This window comes from Methylobacterium sp. CM6244 (assembly GCF_054817885.1).
The window spans coordinates 4,912,176-4,929,243 of sequence record NZ_CM139247.1 but is presented as its reverse complement, the minus strand read 5'-3'; the positions used below and the strand labels follow the sequence as shown (position 1 = coordinate 4,929,243).

General features: G+C 62.5%; 22 protein-coding genes, 2 tRNA genes and 1 pseudogene. 18 read left to right on the top strand and 7 right to left on the bottom strand.

The genetic code is table 11. The features are described from left to right. Positions 1–35 precede the first annotated feature (35 nt). Positions 36–509 (bottom strand): hypothetical protein, encoded by a 474-nt coding sequence (locus ACYQML_RS23265; RefSeq protein ID WP_056428862.1) that lies wholly within the window; start codon positions 507–509, stop codon positions 36–38. A 236-nt stretch (positions 510–745) separates the two neighbouring features. Here ACYQML_RS23265 and ACYQML_RS23260 point away from each other — a divergent pair, with 236 nt between their 5' ends. The 6 genes from ACYQML_RS23260 to ACYQML_RS23235 all read left to right on the top strand — a co-directional run bounded on the left by ACYQML_RS23260 (position 746) and on the right by ACYQML_RS23235 (position 4,832). Then, on the top strand, positions 746–1,498 hold the full coding sequence (locus ACYQML_RS23260; RefSeq protein ID WP_461234173.1) for a 16S rRNA (uracil(1498)-N(3))-methyltransferase: 753 nt from the start codon (positions 746–748) through the stop codon (positions 1,496–1,498). 129 nt (positions 1,499–1,627) lie between these two features. Beyond that, on the top strand, positions 1,628–2,995 hold the full coding sequence (locus ACYQML_RS23255; RefSeq protein ID WP_461228146.1) for a glutamate--cysteine ligase: 1,368 nt from the start codon (positions 1,628–1,630) through the stop codon (positions 2,993–2,995). A 152-nt stretch (positions 2,996–3,147) separates the two neighbouring features. Next, a complete protein-coding gene (locus tag ACYQML_RS23250; RefSeq protein ID WP_461234172.1) occupies positions 3,148–3,558 on the top strand; it encodes a hypothetical protein in 411 nt (136 codons plus the stop codon). Positions 3,559–3,642: 84 nt separating this feature from the next. Further along, positions 3,643–3,879 carry a sulfurtransferase TusA family protein gene (locus ACYQML_RS23245; protein ID WP_207412554.1) on the top strand — a complete coding sequence of 79 codons (237 nt, stop codon included), beginning with the start codon at positions 3,643–3,645 and terminating at the stop codon, positions 3,877–3,879. A gap of 110 nt (positions 3,880–3,989) precedes the next feature. Next, entirely contained in the window at positions 3,990–4,556 is a 567-nt protein-coding gene (locus ACYQML_RS23240; protein ID WP_207412555.1) for an NUDIX domain-containing protein, read from the top strand. Positions 4,557–4,568: 12 nt separating this feature from the next. Further along, on the top strand, positions 4,569–4,832 hold the full coding sequence (locus tag ACYQML_RS23235) for a hypothetical protein (protein WP_461234171.1): 264 nt from the start codon (positions 4,569–4,571) through the stop codon (positions 4,830–4,832). Positions 4,833–5,322: 490 nt separating this feature from the next. Here ACYQML_RS23235 and ACYQML_RS23230 read toward each other — a convergent pair whose 3' ends face one another. Further along, complete coding sequence (locus ACYQML_RS23230) at positions 5,323–5,484, bottom strand: hypothetical protein (protein WP_461234170.1); 162 nt, start codon at positions 5,482–5,484, stop codon at positions 5,323–5,325. Between the two features lie 222 nt (positions 5,485–5,706). Between ACYQML_RS23230 and ACYQML_RS23225 the strand changes: the two genes are divergently transcribed. From ACYQML_RS23225 to ACYQML_RS23210, 4 genes are all read left to right on the top strand, one after another. Continuing rightward, a complete protein-coding gene (locus tag ACYQML_RS23225; RefSeq protein ID WP_461234169.1) occupies positions 5,707–5,901 on the top strand; it encodes a hypothetical protein in 195 nt (64 codons plus the stop codon). Between the two features lie 313 nt (positions 5,902–6,214). Further along, positions 6,215–6,490, top strand: coding sequence for a hypothetical protein (locus tag ACYQML_RS23220; protein ID WP_246747982.1), 276 nt, complete (start codon positions 6,215–6,217; stop codon positions 6,488–6,490). A gap of 472 nt (positions 6,491–6,962) precedes the next feature. Next, complete coding sequence (locus ACYQML_RS23215) at positions 6,963–7,805, top strand: phosphotransferase family protein (protein ID WP_461234168.1); 843 nt, start codon at positions 6,963–6,965, stop codon at positions 7,803–7,805. Positions 7,806–7,924: 119 nt separating this feature from the next. Next, positions 7,925–8,212 (top strand): hypothetical protein, encoded by a 288-nt coding sequence (locus ACYQML_RS23210; protein ID WP_461234167.1) that lies wholly within the window; start codon positions 7,925–7,927, stop codon positions 8,210–8,212. A gap of 69 nt (positions 8,213–8,281) precedes the next feature. Here the strand turns inward: ACYQML_RS23210 and ACYQML_RS23205 are convergent. Beyond that, positions 8,282–9,034, bottom strand: a pseudogene (locus ACYQML_RS23205) (DUF4113 domain-containing protein); the annotation flags it as partial. A gap of 446 nt (positions 9,035–9,480) precedes the next feature. Here ACYQML_RS23205 and ACYQML_RS23200 point away from each other — a divergent pair. Continuing rightward, entirely contained in the window at positions 9,481–9,726 is a 246-nt protein-coding gene (locus tag ACYQML_RS23200; protein ID WP_461234166.1) for a hypothetical protein, read from the top strand. A 111-nt stretch (positions 9,727–9,837) separates the two neighbouring features. On the opposite strand, the gene ACYQML_RS23195 is transcribed toward ACYQML_RS23200, so the two are convergent. Together ACYQML_RS23195 and ACYQML_RS23190 are read right to left on the bottom strand one after the other, a co-directional pair. After that, on the bottom strand, positions 9,838–10,044 hold the full coding sequence (locus tag ACYQML_RS23195) for a hypothetical protein (protein ID WP_461234165.1): 207 nt from the start codon (positions 10,042–10,044) through the stop codon (positions 9,838–9,840). A gap of 317 nt (positions 10,045–10,361) precedes the next feature. Further along, entirely contained in the window at positions 10,362–10,679 is a 318-nt protein-coding gene (locus tag ACYQML_RS23190) for a translation initiation factor 2 (protein WP_461234164.1), read from the bottom strand. A 243-nt stretch (positions 10,680–10,922) separates the two neighbouring features. Here ACYQML_RS23190 and ACYQML_RS23185 point away from each other — a divergent pair. The 4 genes from ACYQML_RS23185 to ACYQML_RS23170 all read left to right on the top strand — a co-directional run bounded on the left by ACYQML_RS23185 (position 10,923) and on the right by ACYQML_RS23170 (position 12,437). Further along, a tRNA-Met gene (locus ACYQML_RS23185) sits at positions 10,923–10,999 on the top strand. Between the two features lie 276 nt (positions 11,000–11,275). Further along, a complete protein-coding gene (locus ACYQML_RS23180) occupies positions 11,276–11,710 on the top strand; it encodes a peptidoglycan-binding domain-containing protein (RefSeq protein WP_461235773.1) in 435 nt (144 codons plus the stop codon). A 21-nt stretch (positions 11,711–11,731) separates the two neighbouring features. Next, positions 11,732–11,992 carry a hypothetical protein gene (locus ACYQML_RS23175; RefSeq protein WP_461234162.1) on the top strand — a complete coding sequence of 87 codons (261 nt, stop codon included), beginning with the start codon at positions 11,732–11,734 and terminating at the stop codon, positions 11,990–11,992. A 244-nt stretch (positions 11,993–12,236) separates the two neighbouring features. Next, a complete protein-coding gene (locus ACYQML_RS23170) occupies positions 12,237–12,437 on the top strand; it encodes a hypothetical protein (RefSeq protein WP_461234161.1) in 201 nt (66 codons plus the stop codon). A gap of 474 nt (positions 12,438–12,911) precedes the next feature. On the opposite strand, the gene ACYQML_RS23165 is transcribed toward ACYQML_RS23170, so the two are convergent. Continuing rightward, a tRNA-Thr gene (locus ACYQML_RS23165) sits at positions 12,912–12,987 on the bottom strand. A gap of 202 nt (positions 12,988–13,189) precedes the next feature. On the opposite strand from ACYQML_RS23165, the gene ACYQML_RS23160 reads away from it, so the two are divergent. From ACYQML_RS23160 to ACYQML_RS23150, 3 genes are all read left to right on the top strand, one after another. Continuing rightward, entirely contained in the window at positions 13,190–13,657 is a 468-nt protein-coding gene (locus tag ACYQML_RS23160; RefSeq protein ID WP_056424570.1) for a tellurite resistance TerB family protein, read from the top strand. A gap of 68 nt (positions 13,658–13,725) precedes the next feature. Continuing rightward, complete coding sequence (locus ACYQML_RS23155; protein WP_461234160.1) at positions 13,726–14,121, top strand: CidA/LrgA family protein; 396 nt, start codon at positions 13,726–13,728, stop codon at positions 14,119–14,121. Further along, complete coding sequence (locus ACYQML_RS23150; protein WP_461234159.1) at positions 14,118–14,834, top strand: LrgB family protein; 717 nt, start codon at positions 14,118–14,120, stop codon at positions 14,832–14,834. Before ACYQML_RS23155 ends, ACYQML_RS23150 begins: the two co-directional genes overlap by 4 nt. A gap of 10 nt (positions 14,835–14,844) precedes the next feature. Here ACYQML_RS23150 and ACYQML_RS23145 read toward each other — a convergent pair whose 3' ends face one another. Then, positions 14,845–16,956 carry an ABC transporter ATP-binding protein/permease gene (locus ACYQML_RS23145; RefSeq protein WP_461234158.1) on the bottom strand — a complete coding sequence of 704 codons (2,112 nt, stop codon included), beginning with the start codon at positions 16,954–16,956 and terminating at the stop codon, positions 14,845–14,847. Between the last annotated feature and the right edge of the window lie 112 nt (positions 16,957–17,068).

Below are 17,068 nucleotides of genomic sequence, written 5' to 3'. Positions count from 1 at the left end.
CGGGCGCAACCGTGGACCGAAATGGCAGCCAAGGCCTAGAGCGCGCCCTGCGGCATCTTCAAGCTGCCCGTCAGGCCTGGCCCGCCGAGCATGCCACCACCGCTACCGCCGCCGCCGTTCTGGGCCTGCGCCCGCGCCTGGGCTTCCATCTTCGCGGCCTGGGCGGCGACGCCGCAGATCTTGGTGCGGATGCCGGCGACCTTCAGATGGTCGGCCTTGAAGCCTTCGGCGAAGGAATCGGGAATGGAACACCATTCCTTGTTGGCGGCGATCCACTTCACGCCTTCGTTGCCGTTGGTCTGCAGCTTGCCGAACAGCGCGCAGGCTTCGGCGGGGGTCATCTTCTTCTTGGAGTTCGACGCGGCATTCGCCTTGGCCACGAGATCCTTGCGCGACTGGAGCGTCTTCTGGATCTCACCGCATTCCGCGTTCTGCGCGAAGGCGGGACCAGCGATGAGAACGGAGCCGAATGCAGCTCCGGCGACGGCCGCGATGATCTTCGATGACATGAGTTGGATTTCCCTCTCCCCCAATCTACACCGGTGCCTTGCCGTGGCTGCCGGAGCGATTGCCGAACCTCGTTGACGTCTCGCCATAGGAATGTGGCGTCTTTCAAGACGTAAATGGCCGGTAAGGTTTGCGTTTGGGGAAACTCGACAAAATCCAGCGCTGTTGCCCCGGCGCATCACCCGCAATCGGGCACCGGCGTTGACAGGCCTGCGGACGCGGGCGACCACGCTGAGCCATGGCAGCATACGACTTTACCGCCCCCCGCCTTTTCGTCGAATCCGACCTTCGTGAAGGCACTGTCCTTCCCCTGGAACGCGCCCAGGCGAACTACCTGCTGAACGTCCTGCGGCGTGGCCCGGACGATCCCGTCCTCGTCTTCAACGGCCGCGACGGCGAATGGCGCACCCGCATCGCCCAGAGCGGGCGCAAGAGCGCAGAACTGATCGTCGTCGAGCAGGTACGCCCTCAATCCGAACGTGCCGACCTGCATTACCTCTTCGCGCCACTGAAGACCGCTCGGCTCGACTATCTGGCGCAGAAGGCCGTGGAGATGGGAGCCGGCACCATCCGGCCGGTCTTTACCCGCTACACGCAAGGCGAGCGCATCAATCTCGATCGCCTGCGCGCCAACGCCATCGAAGCAGCTGAGCAATGCGGCATCCTAGCGATTCCCGAACTTCCCGATGCGGTCCGGCTCCCCGTAGCGCTCGCGGAACTCGCGCCCGAACGCCTCCTCGTCTTCTGCGACGAGAACGCCGCGGTGGCCGATCCTGTCGCGGCCCTGCGCTGCGCCGCCGACCCGGCTGCGCCGCCGCCCCTGGCGGTTCTGATCGGGCCTGAGGGTGGGTTCTCGGCAGAGGAGAGGGAAATGATCGCTGCGCGGCCCAACACGGTCGCGCTATCCCTCGGACCTCGGATCCTACGGGCGGATACGGCGGCCGTGGTGGCTCTCACCTTGGTGCAGTCTGTGCTGGGAGACACACGCTGATGAGCCCCCCACCACGCCGCGTTGTTCATGGCTCGCGGCTGGACTAAGGAGTCGCCATCTTCAAAGGGGCTCCTCCGCTGCGGTCCGGCCTGCCTCTCACCACACACGACCTTCATCACGAGGCAGCGCATGGCGCGCGATACGTCCGACACGACACCGCTGACGAAGCGGGACGAACTGATCGCGTGGTTCGCCGAGGGCGAAAAACCGCCCGAGAGCTTCGCCGTCGGCACGGAGCACGAGAAGGTTCCGTTCTACCGGAACGGTAACGCACCGGTTCCCTATGCGGGCGAGACTGGAATCCGCGCGCTCCTCGAAGGCGTTGCGCGCGAAACGGGCTGGGAGGCGATCGAGGATGCCGGCAACCTGATCGGCCTCGCCGGAAATGACGGGGGAGCGATTTCGCTCGAACCTGGCGGGCAGTTCGAATTGTCCGGCGCGCCGCTAAGTGATGTCCATGCCACCGAGCGTGAATTGCGCAGCCATCTGGAGGCGACCGCTCGTGCGGCCGACCCACTCGGAATCGGTTTCCTCGATCTCGGCATGAGTCCGAAATGGACCCGTGAGGGAACGCCGGTCATGCCCAAGAGCCGGTACAAGATCATGGCCGGCTACATGCCCAAGGTCGGCTCCCTCGGCCTCGACATGATGCTGCGTACCGCCACGGTGCAGGTGAATCTCGACTTCTCCTCAGAAGCGGACATGGCGGCCAAGATGCGGGTCGCCCTGGCGCTGCAACCGGTGGCGACGGCGCTCTTCGCGAACTCCCCCTTCACCGACGGGCGCCCCAACGGCTTCCTCTCGCGACGCTCCGAGATCTGGCGTGATACCGATGCCGACAGGACTGGCATGCTGCCCCGCGCCTTCGAGGCTGGCTTCGGGTATGAGGCATATACCGACTGGCTGCTCGACATGCCGATGTATTTCGTCAAGCGCGGGGAGACCTATCACGACGTCAGCGGCGCCTCGTTCCGCGATCTCATGGATGGGCGGCTCGCGGCACTTCCCGGCGAGAGGGCTACGATGTCGGACTGGGCGAACCATGCCTCCACGGCTTTCCCCGAGGTCAGGCTCAAGCGATACATCGAGATGCGCGGCTCAGATGTGGGCGGCGCGGACATGATCGTCGCGCAGGCGGCGTTCTGGGTCGGGCTGCTCTACGACGATGCCGGGCTCGCGGCGGCCTGGGACATTGCCAAGGCTTGGAGTACCGCAGAGCGCGAATGCCTTCGCGCCATCGTGCCACGTCTCGGCCTCGCGACACCGATCGCCGGACGCAGTCTGGGCACTGTGGCAGCGGAAGCCCTGGCCATCGCCCGCAAGGGTCTTGAAGCGCGCGGGCGCCGTGATGCCCAGGGACGCGATGAAACTCACTTCCTTCAGCCCCTCGAAGCCATCGTCGCCAGTGGTCATTCGCGTGCTGAGGATAGGTTGGCGGATTACGAGGGTCCATGGCGGCGCTCCGTCGATCCGGCGTTCACGGAATGCGTCTTCTGAAGAGAGGTTATTGACTATAAAACCATGTCTTCTTGAAACGACAATTGTGCCGGGGCACACGTTCGGCCGATAATGCCTCGTCTGTTCCGGAACGGTTCATCAAAGATGGTGTTTTAACGGTGCAGGTACACTCGAATTAGGAGATCGCCCGCATGTTGCGCATCATGTCCCTGGTCCTTGCCGGTTCGACCGCCGTCGGTCTGGCGGCAGCTCCTCTTTCCGGCGCACAAGCCGCCCCGATGCCCGCGCTGACCTCGGCGCAGGTCGCCGGCAGCGGCTCGGCCGTGGAGACCGTGCGTTACGGCCGCTATTACGGCGGCGGCTACGGCTACCGTCGCGGCTATTACGGTGGCGGCTATCGCCGTGGCCCCGGCATCGGTGGAGCCCTCGCGGCGGGTGCCGCTCTGGGCATCATCGGCGGCGCCATCGCGGCGAGCCAGGCTCCCCGCTACGGCTATTACGACCGCGGCTACGCACCAGCCTATGGGTATGCCCCGGCCTATGGCTACGCGCCCGCCTATGGCTACGCCCCGGCCTACGGCTATCCTGCCTACGGCTACTAACATCATCCACGGAGCCTCGTCTTCGGCTCAAGCCCCGCCCGAGGCTCCAGCCTCGGGCGGGGCTTGTCGTATCGTTGGACAGATATGACCGACGCGCCACTCGTCCTCGATCTCAGCGGCCTGAAATGCCCCCTGCCGGTGCTACGCACCCGCAAGGCCATGCGCGGCCTAGAACCGGGGGCGCAGCTGACCATCCTCTGCACCGATCCGGTCTCGGTGATCGACATCCCCCATCTCGTCACCGAAGAGGGCGATCGTCTCGTCGGTCAGGGCCGCGACGACGGCGTCTTCAGCTTCACCATTGAGAAGGGCGGCACCTGAAAACTCGTTCATTCCGCACTGTCTTCGCCTCAATGATGCGGCAACTCGCGGTTAGGTGATCCCGAAGAAGGCCGCGTGACCGCCCGTGGCCGGAAGACGGGAACGACTATATGGCGCCGGTGATCCGTGGCACCCGCATCCTGCACGATGGCTGGAGCCGCTTTCTCGTGGCAGAAGTCACGATGCCGGACGGCACGCGCCTGACCCGCGAGATCGAGGATCACGGCCGCGCGGTGGGGGTTCTGCCCTATGATCCCGAGCGCCGCGTGGCGCTTCTGGTGGAGCAGTTCCGGCCACCCACCTTCTTTGCGGCCGGTACCCTGTCGCTTCTTGAGATCCCGGCTGGACTCCTCGACGAATCTGAGCCCGAGGACGGCGCGCGCCGCGAGGCCTTCGAGGAGACCGGCGTCCGCCTCGGCACCCTCGAACGCCTGACAACTGGGTGGTCAATGCCCGGGATTTCTACCGAACAGATGGACCTGTTTCTAGGTGCCTATAGCGCCGCCGACCGCTCCGGCCCCGGCGGTGGGTTGGCCGAGGAACATGAAAGCATCACTGTTCACGAGATGCCCCTGGCCACCCTCGCCGCCATGAGCGATCGGGGCGAGATCACCGACATGAAAACCCTGGTGCTTCTCTTCGCACTGCGGCTTCGTCGGCCGGATTTGTTCGCCTGAAGCACCAATCCGGTGGGTACGGCGCGCGTCCTGTTCGATCTGATTGCCGGCACCGTCACCCTGTCCACGAACACGGGCGGCGTCTTTACTAACCTCGCCGGCTCCATCGAGAAGGTTTCGGCGGACTTCTACCTCATCACCATCACCGCAATCTGCGCCACCACCGCCCTCGTGTCCCGCTTCTGCTTAGGCGACGACGCGAAGGCTCTCGCGTATCTCGGCGGCACGACCAAGAGCATGGACCTTTGGGCGTGCTCCTTCGCTCGGGCGGACTAGCCCCAGCACCCTTCGTTTGACCACCTCATCGCAGTAAACCGCGCCGCCCCGAGGGTGCCACACTAAGGCGATGACTGGGCCGCCCGTCGGCAGAGGGATCTCGAATTACATGAGCCGAAAATCAGAGAGGCCCCCGTCGTCTTCGCCCATTGCCGCCGATCAGCCCGCGCGGTTTATGCATTTCCGTGCAAAGAGCGCCGACCTGCAGGCAATACCTGAAGTTTTGGACAGGCCCGTGCCCTGTTTTAGCGTAATATTTATAGTCGCATAGGCGCTCGCCGCACCTTCGTAGCGGTTAAAGCTTCTGGCCAGTAGCCGGCCCATTCGATGAGCGCGATCGCCAAGGCAATAGCGATCACGGCCAGCGCAATAATCGCCTCGGTCTTCGTCCAACGCCGTCGCGTCCACCGGCTTAAGATGATCGTCAGTCGTAGAAGCTGATCCATCCGGGCAGCTTATCACCGCAAAGCCGGCCGGTCGCCGCACATGCTCAAGCCAGTAGCCAGCGGCCGAGATGCACGGCGCCAAGGGCCATAAGACCAAGCCCGACTGCTTCCACGGCAACGAGACAAGCCAGGATCGCGTCCTGTGCAAACCCTTCAGCAAAATGCTCTTCCGGCTCCGGCAAGTGCCCGTTGTCGAAGTGCTGCATTCCAAAATCCGCCCCCGGTCCGGATAGCCGAGCGTAGGCACTTAATTTTGTATTCACTATTCGGGAGACTACGCATGGGCGCGACCGCCATCATGACGCATCTGGGCCTTGCTGCGCTTAAATCGCGGCAAGGCGTGCAGCTGGAAGCCTAACTCGACGGCGTCGGTGTGTCGACGACCGGCTACGGCCACGCGAGACCAGTTCCTGACGCCCTGCACCAAGGTGGCGCTGAAGGCCCCCCGCAGTACCGACGCGAAGCCGGTCAGCGCGCCGCTTACTGCATCGGTGCCGCTGGACGTTCCACCCGTCGTGCCAGCGCCGTTCCAACAGGTGCCGCGCGAAGTCACCGGCGTGATGGAGGAGATGCGCGACTTCGCCCGGCGGCAGACCGTGGACATCAACAGCATCGCCGAGTGAGTGCGGACCATGCGGGATGAGGCGAAGCAGTACACAAGCTTGCTGGCTGCAATCGAACGAGAGCAGGCCACCGAGAACCGGACGCACGGACGCGACGCGCATGCTAAGCGCGCTCCTCCGTCCCAATTAAACCGACGCGCTTCCGCGCCTGTTTGTCGTCCTGAGAGCACGATATGACCCGCCAAGTGAGAACCAGAGCGGGCTTTTTTGTTACAGAGCCGCCGTAACAACACCAGCCAAGCTGAAACCTTATCGGGATCTCAGTGCTTATCTGGCTTGAGCGAAACACTGCTGCCTCGATTTGGATACATCCATGAATAAATTGATCCTTGTTACCGCTACGATTCTGCTCGCTGGTCCTGCTCTCGCTCAGGGTGTTGCCCCAAGCCAGCCAAGCGGGTCAGGAACGGTCATCGAAAACCAGCCGAACACGACCGGCAATGACCGCGACGTGACAGTTTCGCGTGGGGCGACTGGTGCCGAAACGGCTACGAGCGACTCGGCCGCGGGCGGCAATGCCAATCAGCCTTCGCGTGCCGTGCCAAACGGTAGCGCTGGCGGCGGCGGTGGGGGCAACGGCGGGCTCTGATCTCCACTCTGAGAAAGCCGGCTCATAAGCCTCGCAGACATTAACCCACCCGGCTGACGCCGCGGCGGGTTTTTCGTTCGCGGCCTTGCAACGAGACATCCGGTCACCGTTTCATCCGGCTACCGGCGCAGTTTAACGGTTAGATCGCAAGCCTAAGAAACCTGAACCAGGGGTGCGACTCCCCTTGGTGGCTCCATCCTTCTCCTCAAGCCCGACTGCCGTCACGGCCATGAAGGCTTTCCCGCGTTTTAGGAGCACTGTCGGGGCAATTCCGCTGCCGTGTAACAGGCATGAGCGTGTATTTCGCCCCGAACAGACCCTGCCCGCGCGGGTCCCGCCCCCGCAGGTATTCGGTGAGTTGTGTGCGCCTAAGCACATCAAGCTTATGTCGGAAATCTTCGTAATCGCGAATGGATTGCCAACTCACTATCGTTGATCCTAACTCCTAGCTTGGCACTGAGCGGGCATAGAGATGGATCGACATGTCGGCGACGCAAGAAACGCTTTTGAGCAAGCTCATCACGTGGGCGAGGGGCGCAGTGCAGAAGTTTTTGCAGACAGGTCCGGACGAGTACTCAAACTCTATAAAGCAAAATGGGGCAAGCAGCTGGCGAAAAAAGAGTTCGTTGCGACATCTTTTGCCCGTTCCCATGGCCTGCGTGTCCCGGCTCCTTTGGGCATAATTGAGCAAGATGGACGAAATGGTGTTATATTTGAACATATTTACGGCAAAACAGTCCTAGAACATTTTAAAAGTAACCCGCTCGGAATGTTAGGCGCGTTACGAAAACTTGCCGTCATTCAGTATAGCATTCATAAAATTGAAAACCCGCCGCTTCCGGACCAACAAGACGCGATTCGTATTCAGGTATCCAGAGCTCGGGTGCCGTCCTGGTTGAAACAGACAACGCTCGCGGTTCTCGACCGCTTACCGGATGGTAACAGGCTTTGTCATGGGGATCTCCATCCGGAGAACGTTCTCTACACATCCGAGGGCTTGGTCGTCATAGACTGGGAGAAGTCAACATCTGGTCATCCGGCGGCAGATGTCGCCCGTACCGACCTCATCATCCGATCCGGACGCGTCGGCGAGACTCGCGCGCTAAGAAAAGCGATAGACAGAATTATTCGTAAAGCTTTGGCAGAATTTTATATTCGGCAGTATTGCCAGTTGAGCATGATCAGCAGGCAGGATGTCATGGCTTGGCGTTTGCCGATGCTTGTTGCTCGCCTTTCCGGTCAGGTTGCTGCAAATGAGCATGAAATTCAGGCAGAAGCTTCAGAGCTCGGAACTCAGTTCGCGCATCTCGTATGAAGAATGGTCACATCGCCCCTAGCTGAACTCAAGCGCGGCGAGCGCAAGCGGAGGCCAGACTCGTAGGTATTGACAGTCAGGTTTCCCTCCCTACCTAGCGCCTCCTTGAGGAGGCTGTCATGAAAAATAATTCAGATTATTTTTACGATGTGCAATATGAACCCGGCGGCTGGTCAGTTATCGACCGGGAAACGAAAGATGCGACGCTGGTACAGGGCGTTCGTCAGGTGGGCCTATCCAGAGAGGACGCCGACAACGTCGCTGAGGCTTTAAATGCCATGGAAGCCGAGAAGCCGGGATTATCTGCCACTTCGACGGATAGCCTTAGTCAGGTCTACGCCCCCCAAACTCAGCCGTCAGCGCCCTTACGGTCACCTTCGCCATCTCCACCGCCTCGGCCCGTGTGACGCGCTTGGCGCTCTGCCGACGGAAGGGCATGGGACAAAAGGCGTGTGCGTCAAAGGTATTATCGCCTCTTATCCCGCATGCGCCGTCGGCAGTTCCGATATCTGTGTCGTGTAGCGGGGGGCTCCGCATCTTGAACTTCGTCGACCAAGTCCGCTTCTCCTCTAGGCCGGCCCGCACGAGAACAACAGCGCCGCGTCCGAAGCGCCGATTGCACTCGTCCATCGCGGCCATCAATGGAGCGTTGCGCTTGCGGTCGAGCGGTCCGATCAGGGTCCGTCGGGTGTCATCGAGCAGCTTGAGGTCGGTGGTGATGACGCCGGCCTTGCTGTAGCGCCATGGCCGGTCGCCTGGCGCCTCACGCCAGATACAAGCGACGCCCTCACGCGCCGCCTTGGTCAGTCGCCAGTGTGCCGTTCGTCGCCTCAGGTAACGTAACCGTCGTCGAGACGGAGCGCGTCGGGTCCCCGCAGTCATGTTCAGACGTGTGCCAGAAAACCGAGACCTGGGTCGTACCGAGCCCGCCCCGGCGCACCTTCTCACCCAATCGGGTCGCGTGAGCGGACACCGCCTGCTCCATCGTTGCGCCGGCCTCGATCCGGCTGGGAGAACGGCCGCGTAAGGACACAACCCTTCCGTTGAGCCGGTAACAGTTCGAGCGGAAGGCAGCACACACCGCGCAGTTCATGGATGATGAGGCCTCCGACCACCGTCATCGCCTTGCGGACGGGACGCGGCTCGAGGTCGCGAAAGTCGGCGATCGAATCGACGCCCACGCCTTCTAGCTTCGCTAGCGAGGCGCGGCCGATGTCCCACACATGACCCTGACGGTAGATTGCCGTTTCTATTAATAGATATTGCTTTATGACAGTCACCAATCTCAGATAGTATAGATGGAAGTGCCGGATGAACGACAGGAAAGTCTTTCATTGGGAAAGCGACGATTTAGACCATTTGCCCCCCCAATCGAGGCGTGACGTGATAGAAATACCTCTTGGATCATCTATCTTAACGGGCGAGCACTCAAGCATGTTTCAGCGCGTAGACGCTGTTCGACGGCCCTGTGAGGACGAACAGAAGCGCAAGCGTGAGGCCGAGGATCGCGCCCTTCGCGGCCGCTTCGAGGAGTGCATGCGATCGGAGCCGAGAAGGCAGGCCTGATCGTGTCTCGCGTGGTAGAGGGGCCGGCAGCCATTGGAGGTGCAACGGTTCAGCCCAAGTCAGAGTTCTTGACTTTGACCCTCAGCATCTGGGGTCGAGGGAGCAGAACATGATCGGACGTTTTGGGTTGAGCCTCGTACTCGCGACCGCTGCGGCCAGTGCCGCGATGGCCGCACCGATGTCCGCCGAGGACAAGGCCACTTTACAGATGCAATGCGCTGGAGACTTCACAACCTTCTGCGCTGGCATGCCCCCCGAGGATGGCCCCGAGACGCAGGCCTGCTTCCAAAAGAACATGTCGAAGCTGTCGCCGGGATGCCAGAGCGCGATCCAGGCCTACAAGAAGAAGGGCTGACTTGGTCGGCAGGCGATCCTACGCCTCCTCTATCCGTCCTTCGAAAGCAGGCATCGTTTGATCACCCGATGATGTCATCCAGGAATGGCACTGAGCTCCGAGCTTCCGCTACTAGACACGCTTCCTACTCATGCCACCGGACATGCCCTCGCAGCAGCAGTTGCCCTTCCTGGCCTTCATCCCGCTATGGCCCATCGTCATCGAGCCTTTGCCACACATCGGCGCCTTACCTTTGGCTCCACCACAGCAATCCATCGCCAGCGCTGGGGCCGAGCCCATCACGACCATGGCAGCGGCCATCAGTATTAGCTTCTTCATGGAACTCTCCTCCTCGTTGATCCCTGGCTTACCAGCCCATGCAGCGTTGGCGGATGTGGCCCATCGCTCCGCCCCGTGGTTAAAAATTGCGGATCCGTCGGTTTGGACGCCCAGAGTGGTCAGCGAGCAACAGGCGGCGATAGGGGCGGCTTTATTTTGCGTGCGCACGCGACGTTGCAGCCGTCACGGTATCCCGTCAACGGCGATAGCGCGGCGCGCAGTCTAGCCTTTCCGGCGGCCCGGGCCACGCCCATGAGGCGAGGCACCGGGGTTGTTTTGCCCCTCGCGAGCAACCGCTGCGGGGAGGTTTATTACCCTCAGACCTGGGGCTTGCCGCGCCGCCTACGGTCGCGTTGCGCGGTCGGGAGCGCATCCGGCACAAGGGTCGCGGTAACGGGGTTTGGGAAGTGGTCGAAGGCTGCGCCGGTCGCGGCATCGACACCGATTCCGATTACGCCGCCCACCAACACGTTTCCGGCCATTCCTGCGGCGCCGGTCCCCACGACCTTCGTGCGCACAGGGATGACCTCCGGCCGATATCCGGGCTTTACGAAGGTGACATCAAACTCGTCCGACCGGTCGACGTCCAAAGAGCAGGGCGTTGCAGGGCAGGCGTAGCCTTTGGTGGTGGTCATCGTTGCGCCGGGCGGCTCAGTCTGAAAGGCCATCTTCTCCGACGTACCGCGGGTAATACTTCCACACGCGCCGACGCTCGCCGCGACGAGAGCCGCAGCCACAAGAATTCGCCCAGTCATGACGTCCCCCAATGCCGCGTGCATAGGCGGCAATGGGTTGTGCCGAGCCTGTGATTTCTACGCAAGACTGAGATTGCTCGCGTCACTGCGCAGCCGTTAACTGTTGCACAGAAACTTCTTAGATGTGGCGTAGCGCTGTCCGGTAGCGCGCCAGGCTCATAACCTGGAGGTCAGCGGTTCGAATCCGAGCGCCGCAACCAGCATCACGCTGAGGCGTAACCATGGCTCGCCTAAGCACCCTTAAGCCCCGCTGGGAACCCTAGACACTTGCACGGCCAGCGGGACTTCCAGACGACGACGAAGTCGAGGACATCGGGCCGCTTGACCCAACGAACCTACCGCTGCCGGAGGCGATCGGGCGCAAGGAGAACTTCCTGGGCCTCCAGCGCAAACAGGAGGCCGAGAAGAACGACAAGAAGCTCGTTGACCGCGAGCCGGCCGGTCGCCGCGCAAGCCCTGACATCGTGAGTATCACCATGGACGTCGCTGCAATTCAGCGTGTTCTATCTGCGCGCGGTTTTGGCTCTGGCCCTATCGACGGGAAGAAGGGCAAGACGACCACAGAGGCGATCAAGGCGTTCGAGGTCGCCAATGGCCTCGGTGTCGATCGCAAGGTCAGGCCACCCACCTCAGCTCCCCTGTTCCCGGAGTTGGTCCCGACACGTATCGACGATCTGCCGACCTTCCCGCCGGCCGCCATCAATCCCGAGGTGCGGCCACCTGCAACCCGCTTGCCCCGTCAGCGCGATTGTATGACCTTCTTACGTCCGAAGCCTTTTCAAGAACGCTTGCCCCCGCAGCGGCGTCACCAAGTCGGAGATGGTTCGAGAACTCATCGCCCAGCGCCTCGAATTCGAGGGCGTTGCAATCCCAGAAGCTGTAGCGCGTCGCCGCGTTCGGCTCCCTCTTGATTCCCGGCCGAAGGCCTGATCATGGATCAGAATTCAGCCCGCGCCCTGATGATCTCGGCCGCGAAGTCGAAGGGCTATGTCCTTCAGCCGGAAGCTGCCACAGCCGCAACTGTGAAAGTCTTCGGCAGCGTTCGACTCGATCACAGATCGGGCAGCAAGGTCCCGTTTGACGGCGAACACCGCGCGTTCCGGGTACTGGACGGCAGAGCGGTAGATCTCGACCTCGCCACTCACGCTATCGCACTAGATGTTTGGTCCCGGCATTTGGTGGAGCGGGTTTGACGTGAAGCGACCTGCCCCTACCCCTCTGGCTCGTGGCATGATGGCGTTCCGAGCCGGTCTACAGGCCGACCGGGATGCGCAAGCCGTGGGTAAGCAGCGACCGTTGCTGAGCAGGGCAACTCATAGCTCCCCGCCGGATCAACCGAACGGCGCAAGCGACCATCACCAACACAAACTCCGAACTTGCCGCCCGCATCAAAGCGGAGGCCGGAGTTCATGAACCGCGCTGCAGATGGAATGGGAGATGAGCAGTCTGAGCGACCTTGAGGCCGAAGCGCGGCAAGCGACGGGCCTACTGACCGGCGCCATGCGAAGGTATGCCGATCCCAGCACGAGCGTCAGCGAGGCGGAGGGCACAGCCGCGCTGGTCGCCGCCTGGAAAGCCAAGGCGAAGGCCAACCCTGACGCTCAGCCAGCGACGATGCGGGAAATCATCATGAGGTAGGCTGCCGAAGCGATGGCAGCGGCATCGATGGCGCGCTGGGCCGTAGACGCGGCAAGAGCCGAAGCCGTAGAGTAGGTCAAAGCATTGCGGTTGGCGCGAGAGGATGAAGGCTATCAGGCTCGCAAGGCCGCGAAGGAAGCTTTCGAGGAACGGAAGCTGCGCCGCACTCACTGAGTGAGTGGGACCGAAACGGAGAAAAGCTTCTAGGATAACTCAGGGCGGCCGAGAGGCGTTGTGGGCTATTGACAGCCGGAAGCTTCATGAATGCCGCCAGTGAGTCTCTGAGCGAATCCTACGGACCGTTTCAAGCGGCGCTTCGCCAGCTTCGGTCCATTCTAGGACGACGCAATGAGTGTTTGTGCCCTAAAAAAGGCTTCGCGGCCAACGCTAGAGAATCGCACCCCCCACCGCACCCCAAAACGTAAAGCTGGGGTGCAGCACCTATAAAATTCTCAGCTAAGCCCTTGAAATTGCTGGTGCCGCAAGAGGGATTCGAACCCCCGACCCCCTCATTACGAATGAGGTGCTCTACCAGCTGAGCTATTGCGGCGAGATCCGTAGTGCGACGGCTGGTGCCGCTTCGGATCGTTGCGGCTTCATATCCGCACGCTCGACCGATGGCAAGGCGGCCCGCGTCGTCTTCGTGATGCAACTGTGCCACGGACGGTGCATCACGGTCCCGCGATGCGCCATGCTGCCTTGACGCGGAGCGATGCGGCTTCGAAGGCTCGCGGCACGTTTCAGGAAAAGCTATGTCCCTCATTGCCCGCTTGCGTGCCTATGCTGCCGACGCGTTCGGCCTGTCCGCGAGCCCGGACGATTCGGAAGCTGTAGATGAGCGCTTGGCGGCGATTGCCCTTCTCGTCCATGTGGCGCGGGTGGATGGCGTTCTCGACGGGGCCGAGTCGGAGCGGCTCTGCCGCTTGGTCGAGGGACGCTATGCCGGCAACCGAGAAGAGGCCGAAGCGCTGATCGCTCGTGCAGCCGGTGTCGATGCCCAGACCCGCGACATGGCGCTGCTCGTGGAAATGATGGGCCACGAGTTCGGCGAGACGGAGCGCGCGCGGCTGCTCTCCATGGCATGGTCGGTGGCCGGCGCCGATGGCACGGTTCATGAGTTCGAAGAGGCGTTGGTCTGGCGGCTCGGTCGCCTGCTCCGGTTCGATGACACGGCGATCCGTCTCGCCAGGGCCGGCGCGGAATCGGGGGCGGTCTCCTAGCGGCAGCTCGGCAGACGATCCTCGGCTTCGCCGGGCCGGACCAGGCCGGAAGAAAGAATCGCGGCGCGATGATCGTCAGCTTCACCTTGATCCTCCTGGCCCAACTCGTCGGAGAGGTGCTCGCACGTGCCACGGCCCTCTCAGTCCCGGGTCCGGTCATCGGGATGGCACTGCTTCTCTTGTTCATGGTTCTGCGCGACCGCTGGTCCGGCATTGCCTCACGCGTCCTCGCTGCGCCCCTCGTGGACGGCACCCTCGAGCGTTCCGGCAAAGGGCTGCTCGCCCATCTGTCGCTGATGTTCATCCCGGCCGGCGCCGGTATCGTCGGACGGCTCGACGTGCTCGAAGCTCATGGCCTGGCGCTGGCCTGCGTCGTTGTCGTCTCGACATTGGCGACCCTCACAGCGACGGCGCTCACCTTCGTCGCCGTCAAGCGTTGGGTCGCCCCGGTGAGGAAGCCATGACCGGCGATTTCGCGCTCTGGGTCTATCTCTCGCGCACGCCCCTGCTGTGGCTGACCGTGACTCTGCTGGTCTATGCGGTGGCCGACCGCATCGCCACGGCAACGAACAGGCATCCCCTGGCGAATCCCGTAGTCGTCGCCATCATCCTGATGGCTGGCGTGCTTAAGCTGACGGGAACGCCCTACGCGACTTATTTCGACGGTGCCCAATTCGTCCACTTCCTGCTCGGGCCCGCCACCGTGGCCCTGGCGATCCCGCTCTACGAATACCGCGCCACGGTGCTCCGCTCGCTGGCGCCAATGCTGGCAGCTCTCCTCGTGGGCTCCGTCGTGGCTCTCATCTCGGCCATGACGTTGGGCACGGCCTTCGGCATCCCGCACGACGTCATCATCGCCCTCGTCCCGAAATCGGTGACGACCGGTGTCGCGATGGGCATTGCTCAGAATCTCGGCGGCGATCCGACCCTCGCAGCCGTGCTGGTGATGTTGACCGGTATGACCGGTGGAATCCTGGTGACGCCGCTCATGAATCTGCTCCGCATTCAGGACATGCGGGCACGGGGCTTCGCCGCCGGTCTCGCCGCGCACGGTGTCGGTACCGCACGGGCGTTTCAGGTGAACGAGGTGGCGGGTGCTTTCGCGGGAATCGCACTCGGTCTCAACGCTTTCATCACGGCGATCCTCGCACCGCTCGCCGTGACGTTTTTGCGCTGACGTCACCCCCCTATTTGGCGAGCGCAGCTTCAGGCATTTCTGTCGGGATGAAGCGGCCGTCCTGGCCCGGTTTCATGTCGATGCGCGTGTCGTGAAGGGCGTGCAGCGTCGAGCGATGGCCGATGGAAACGATGGTCGTCCCCGGCAATCGCTCGCGCAGCATGCGGTAGATGCCGGCTTCGCTCGGCTCGTCGAGGGCGGCAGTGGATTCGTCGAGGAAAAGCCACGCGGGCTTCGCCAGCACGGCGCGGGCGATGGCCAAACGCTGCTGTTCACCGCCGGACAGTCGCTGGTCCCAGGCATCGATCTCGTCGAGACGGTCGGCGAGCTGCGGCAGTTGCGCGGCAATCAAGGCTTCGCGGATCGCCTCGTCGGAGAACTGGTCGGTGGTGCTGGGATAGACCACCGCGCCACGCAGGGTTCCGAGTGGAATATACGGCCGCTGCGGCAGCACCAGCGCTGACTGACCTTCGGGCACGTCGATCCGGCCCTTGCCGAACGGCCAGATCCCGGCGATTGCCCGGAACAGGGTCGACTTGCCCGATCCAGACGGGCCGGTGACGAGAGTGGCGGCACCCTTGGTGAGGGTAAACGACTTGGCGGAGACAATCTCGCGACCATCGGGCAGCGCCAGGGTCATGCCGGACGCCGTCACGGCCGGGCCCGGTCCACTGCCCTGCACCAAGCCGTATCCGGCACCGGACAGGGCCTCCGCCTTCGTCATCGCCCGCTTGAACGACGTCAGGCGGTTGGTATTGGCGCGGTACGACGCGATGGTAGTGTAGGAATCGATGAAGAAGGACAGGGAACCCTGGACGCTGCTGAAGGCGTTCGCCGTCTGCTGGAACTGGCCGAGGGTAATTTTCTTAAGGAAGTAGGATGGAGCGGCGAGGATGTAGGGAAACACCACGCTGATCTGGTTGTAGGACAGGGTGAAGCTGCCGATCTTAATCCGCCGGTAGATGATGGCGAGGTAGTTCTCGATGATCTCCCGGAACAGCTCGCGCAGTCGCAAGGTCTCCGACCGCTCACCGCGCAGCAGGGCAATCTGCTCGGAATAGATCCTGGTCCGCGCGAGTGAGAAGCGAAAATCGGCCTCCACCTTCTCCTGCCGGAAGTCGAGGCCGATGAGTGGACGGCCGATGAGATGGGTCAGCCAAGTTCCAACCACCGCGTAGACGATGACCAGCCACACCAGGAAGCCGGGCACTACCATGTCGGTAAAGGGAAGAACGAAATCCCGCGACAGCCCCCAAAGGATAACCATGAAGGAAACCAGGGTAGCGGCCTGGGACAGGAGCCGGATTGACAGGCTCGTCGTCTGCTGGATGAAGAGGTTGACGTCGCTCTGGATGCGCTGATCCGGGTTGTCGGCCGGTTCGTCGGTGAAGGGTATGCGGTAATGCGTGCCCCCACCGAGCCAGCGGCTGTAGAGGCTGCGTGCGAGCCAAGTGCGCCAGCGGATGTGTAGCGAAGCATCGACGAAAGTGTCGAACATGCCGATGATGACCCAGATCGTCGCAAGAGGCACGAAGATCCAGACGAGCTGATACCAGAATGCGTCGGCGTTATACTCTTGCAGCGCGTTGAAGAGGTCGCGGTACCAGAAGTTCAGGCGCAGTTGTAGCGCAACCTGCGCAAAGGTGATGAAGATCGAAAGCGCAACGAGGCGCCGTGCGACGCGGCCTTCGGTACCGCCGAAGAAACGGAACGGTCGGATTTCCCGGTTCGGCTCCTCGCGTGCGGCGAAGAACGGATCGGCGATGCGGGTGATCGCGCGGATGGGTTCGAGATGGGAAATTCCGAACACGATGCCTGCGAAGACCACCGCGCCCGTGGCCGCGAAGGCAGGCGGCAGCAGTGCCGCCAGCGTCTCCGGCAGAAAACCGGATGCTGCCAGTTGCTTGGCACCGGCTAGGAACAAATACCCGATACCGTAGACGGAAACGAATACCTTGAGATAATCTGAGAGCTTGGCGGAGGCAAAAAGGATCACCACCATCGCGAAGCCGCTGAGGCTGACGTAGAGCGGTGTCGAGGTGCCCGGCAGGATCAGAAGAACGAGGGCAAAGAGCGCCGTTATGGCGGCCTGCAGGCCGAGGCCTGTCCTGAGTACGGCCACGCGCGTCTCCTCAACTCGGTAAATTCAAATGTGCGAATGGGTCTTCGCCCGCCGGATTAGCACCCGGTCGTGACGGCGGCAGTGACGGCCGGTCGTGGCGAGATCGTGGCGA

Bases quoted from the DNA above. Each gene is read 5' to 3' on its own strand.
- ACYQML_RS23265 (WP_056428862.1), bottom strand. From the start codon at position 509: ATGTCATCGAAGATCATCGCGGCCGTCGCCGGAGCTGCATTCGGCTCC.
- ACYQML_RS23260 (WP_461234173.1), top strand. From the start codon at position 746: ATGGCAGCATACGACTTTACCGCCCCCCGCCTTTTCGTCGAATCCGAC.
- ACYQML_RS23255 (WP_461228146.1), top strand. From the start codon at position 1,628: ATGGCGCGCGATACGTCCGACACGACACCGCTGACGAAGCGGGACGAA.
- ACYQML_RS23250 (WP_461234172.1), top strand. From the start codon at position 3,148: ATGTTGCGCATCATGTCCCTGGTCCTTGCCGGTTCGACCGCCGTCGGT.
- ACYQML_RS23245 (WP_207412554.1), top strand. From the start codon at position 3,643: ATGACCGACGCGCCACTCGTCCTCGATCTCAGCGGCCTGAAATGCCCC.
- ACYQML_RS23240 (WP_207412555.1), top strand. From the start codon at position 3,990: ATGGCGCCGGTGATCCGTGGCACCCGCATCCTGCACGATGGCTGGAGC.
- ACYQML_RS23230 (WP_461234170.1), bottom strand. From the start codon at position 5,484: ATGCAGCACTTCGACAACGGGCACTTGCCGGAGCCGGAAGAGCATTTT.
- ACYQML_RS23220 (WP_246747982.1), top strand. From the start codon at position 6,215: ATGAATAAATTGATCCTTGTTACCGCTACGATTCTGCTCGCTGGTCCT.
- ACYQML_RS23215 (WP_461234168.1), top strand. From the start codon at position 6,963: ATGGATCGACATGTCGGCGACGCAAGAAACGCTTTTGAGCAAGCTCAT.
- ACYQML_RS23210 (WP_461234167.1), top strand. From the start codon at position 7,925: ATGAAAAATAATTCAGATTATTTTTACGATGTGCAATATGAACCCGGC.
- ACYQML_RS23200 (WP_461234166.1), top strand. From the start codon at position 9,481: ATGATCGGACGTTTTGGGTTGAGCCTCGTACTCGCGACCGCTGCGGCC.
- ACYQML_RS23195 (WP_461234165.1), bottom strand. From the start codon at position 10,044: ATGAAGAAGCTAATACTGATGGCCGCTGCCATGGTCGTGATGGGCTCG.
- ACYQML_RS23190 (WP_461234164.1), bottom strand. From the start codon at position 10,679: ATGACCACCACCAAAGGCTACGCCTGCCCTGCAACGCCCTGCTCTTTG.
- ACYQML_RS23180 (WP_461235773.1), top strand. From the start codon at position 11,276: ATGGACGTCGCTGCAATTCAGCGTGTTCTATCTGCGCGCGGTTTTGGC.
- ACYQML_RS23175 (WP_461234162.1), top strand. From the start codon at position 11,732: ATGGATCAGAATTCAGCCCGCGCCCTGATGATCTCGGCCGCGAAGTCG.
- ACYQML_RS23170 (WP_461234161.1), top strand. From the start codon at position 12,237: ATGAGCAGTCTGAGCGACCTTGAGGCCGAAGCGCGGCAAGCGACGGGC.
- ACYQML_RS23160 (WP_056424570.1), top strand. From the start codon at position 13,190: ATGTCCCTCATTGCCCGCTTGCGTGCCTATGCTGCCGACGCGTTCGGC.
- ACYQML_RS23155 (WP_461234160.1), top strand. From the start codon at position 13,726: ATGATCGTCAGCTTCACCTTGATCCTCCTGGCCCAACTCGTCGGAGAG.
- ACYQML_RS23150 (WP_461234159.1), top strand. From the start codon at position 14,118: ATGACCGGCGATTTCGCGCTCTGGGTCTATCTCTCGCGCACGCCCCTG.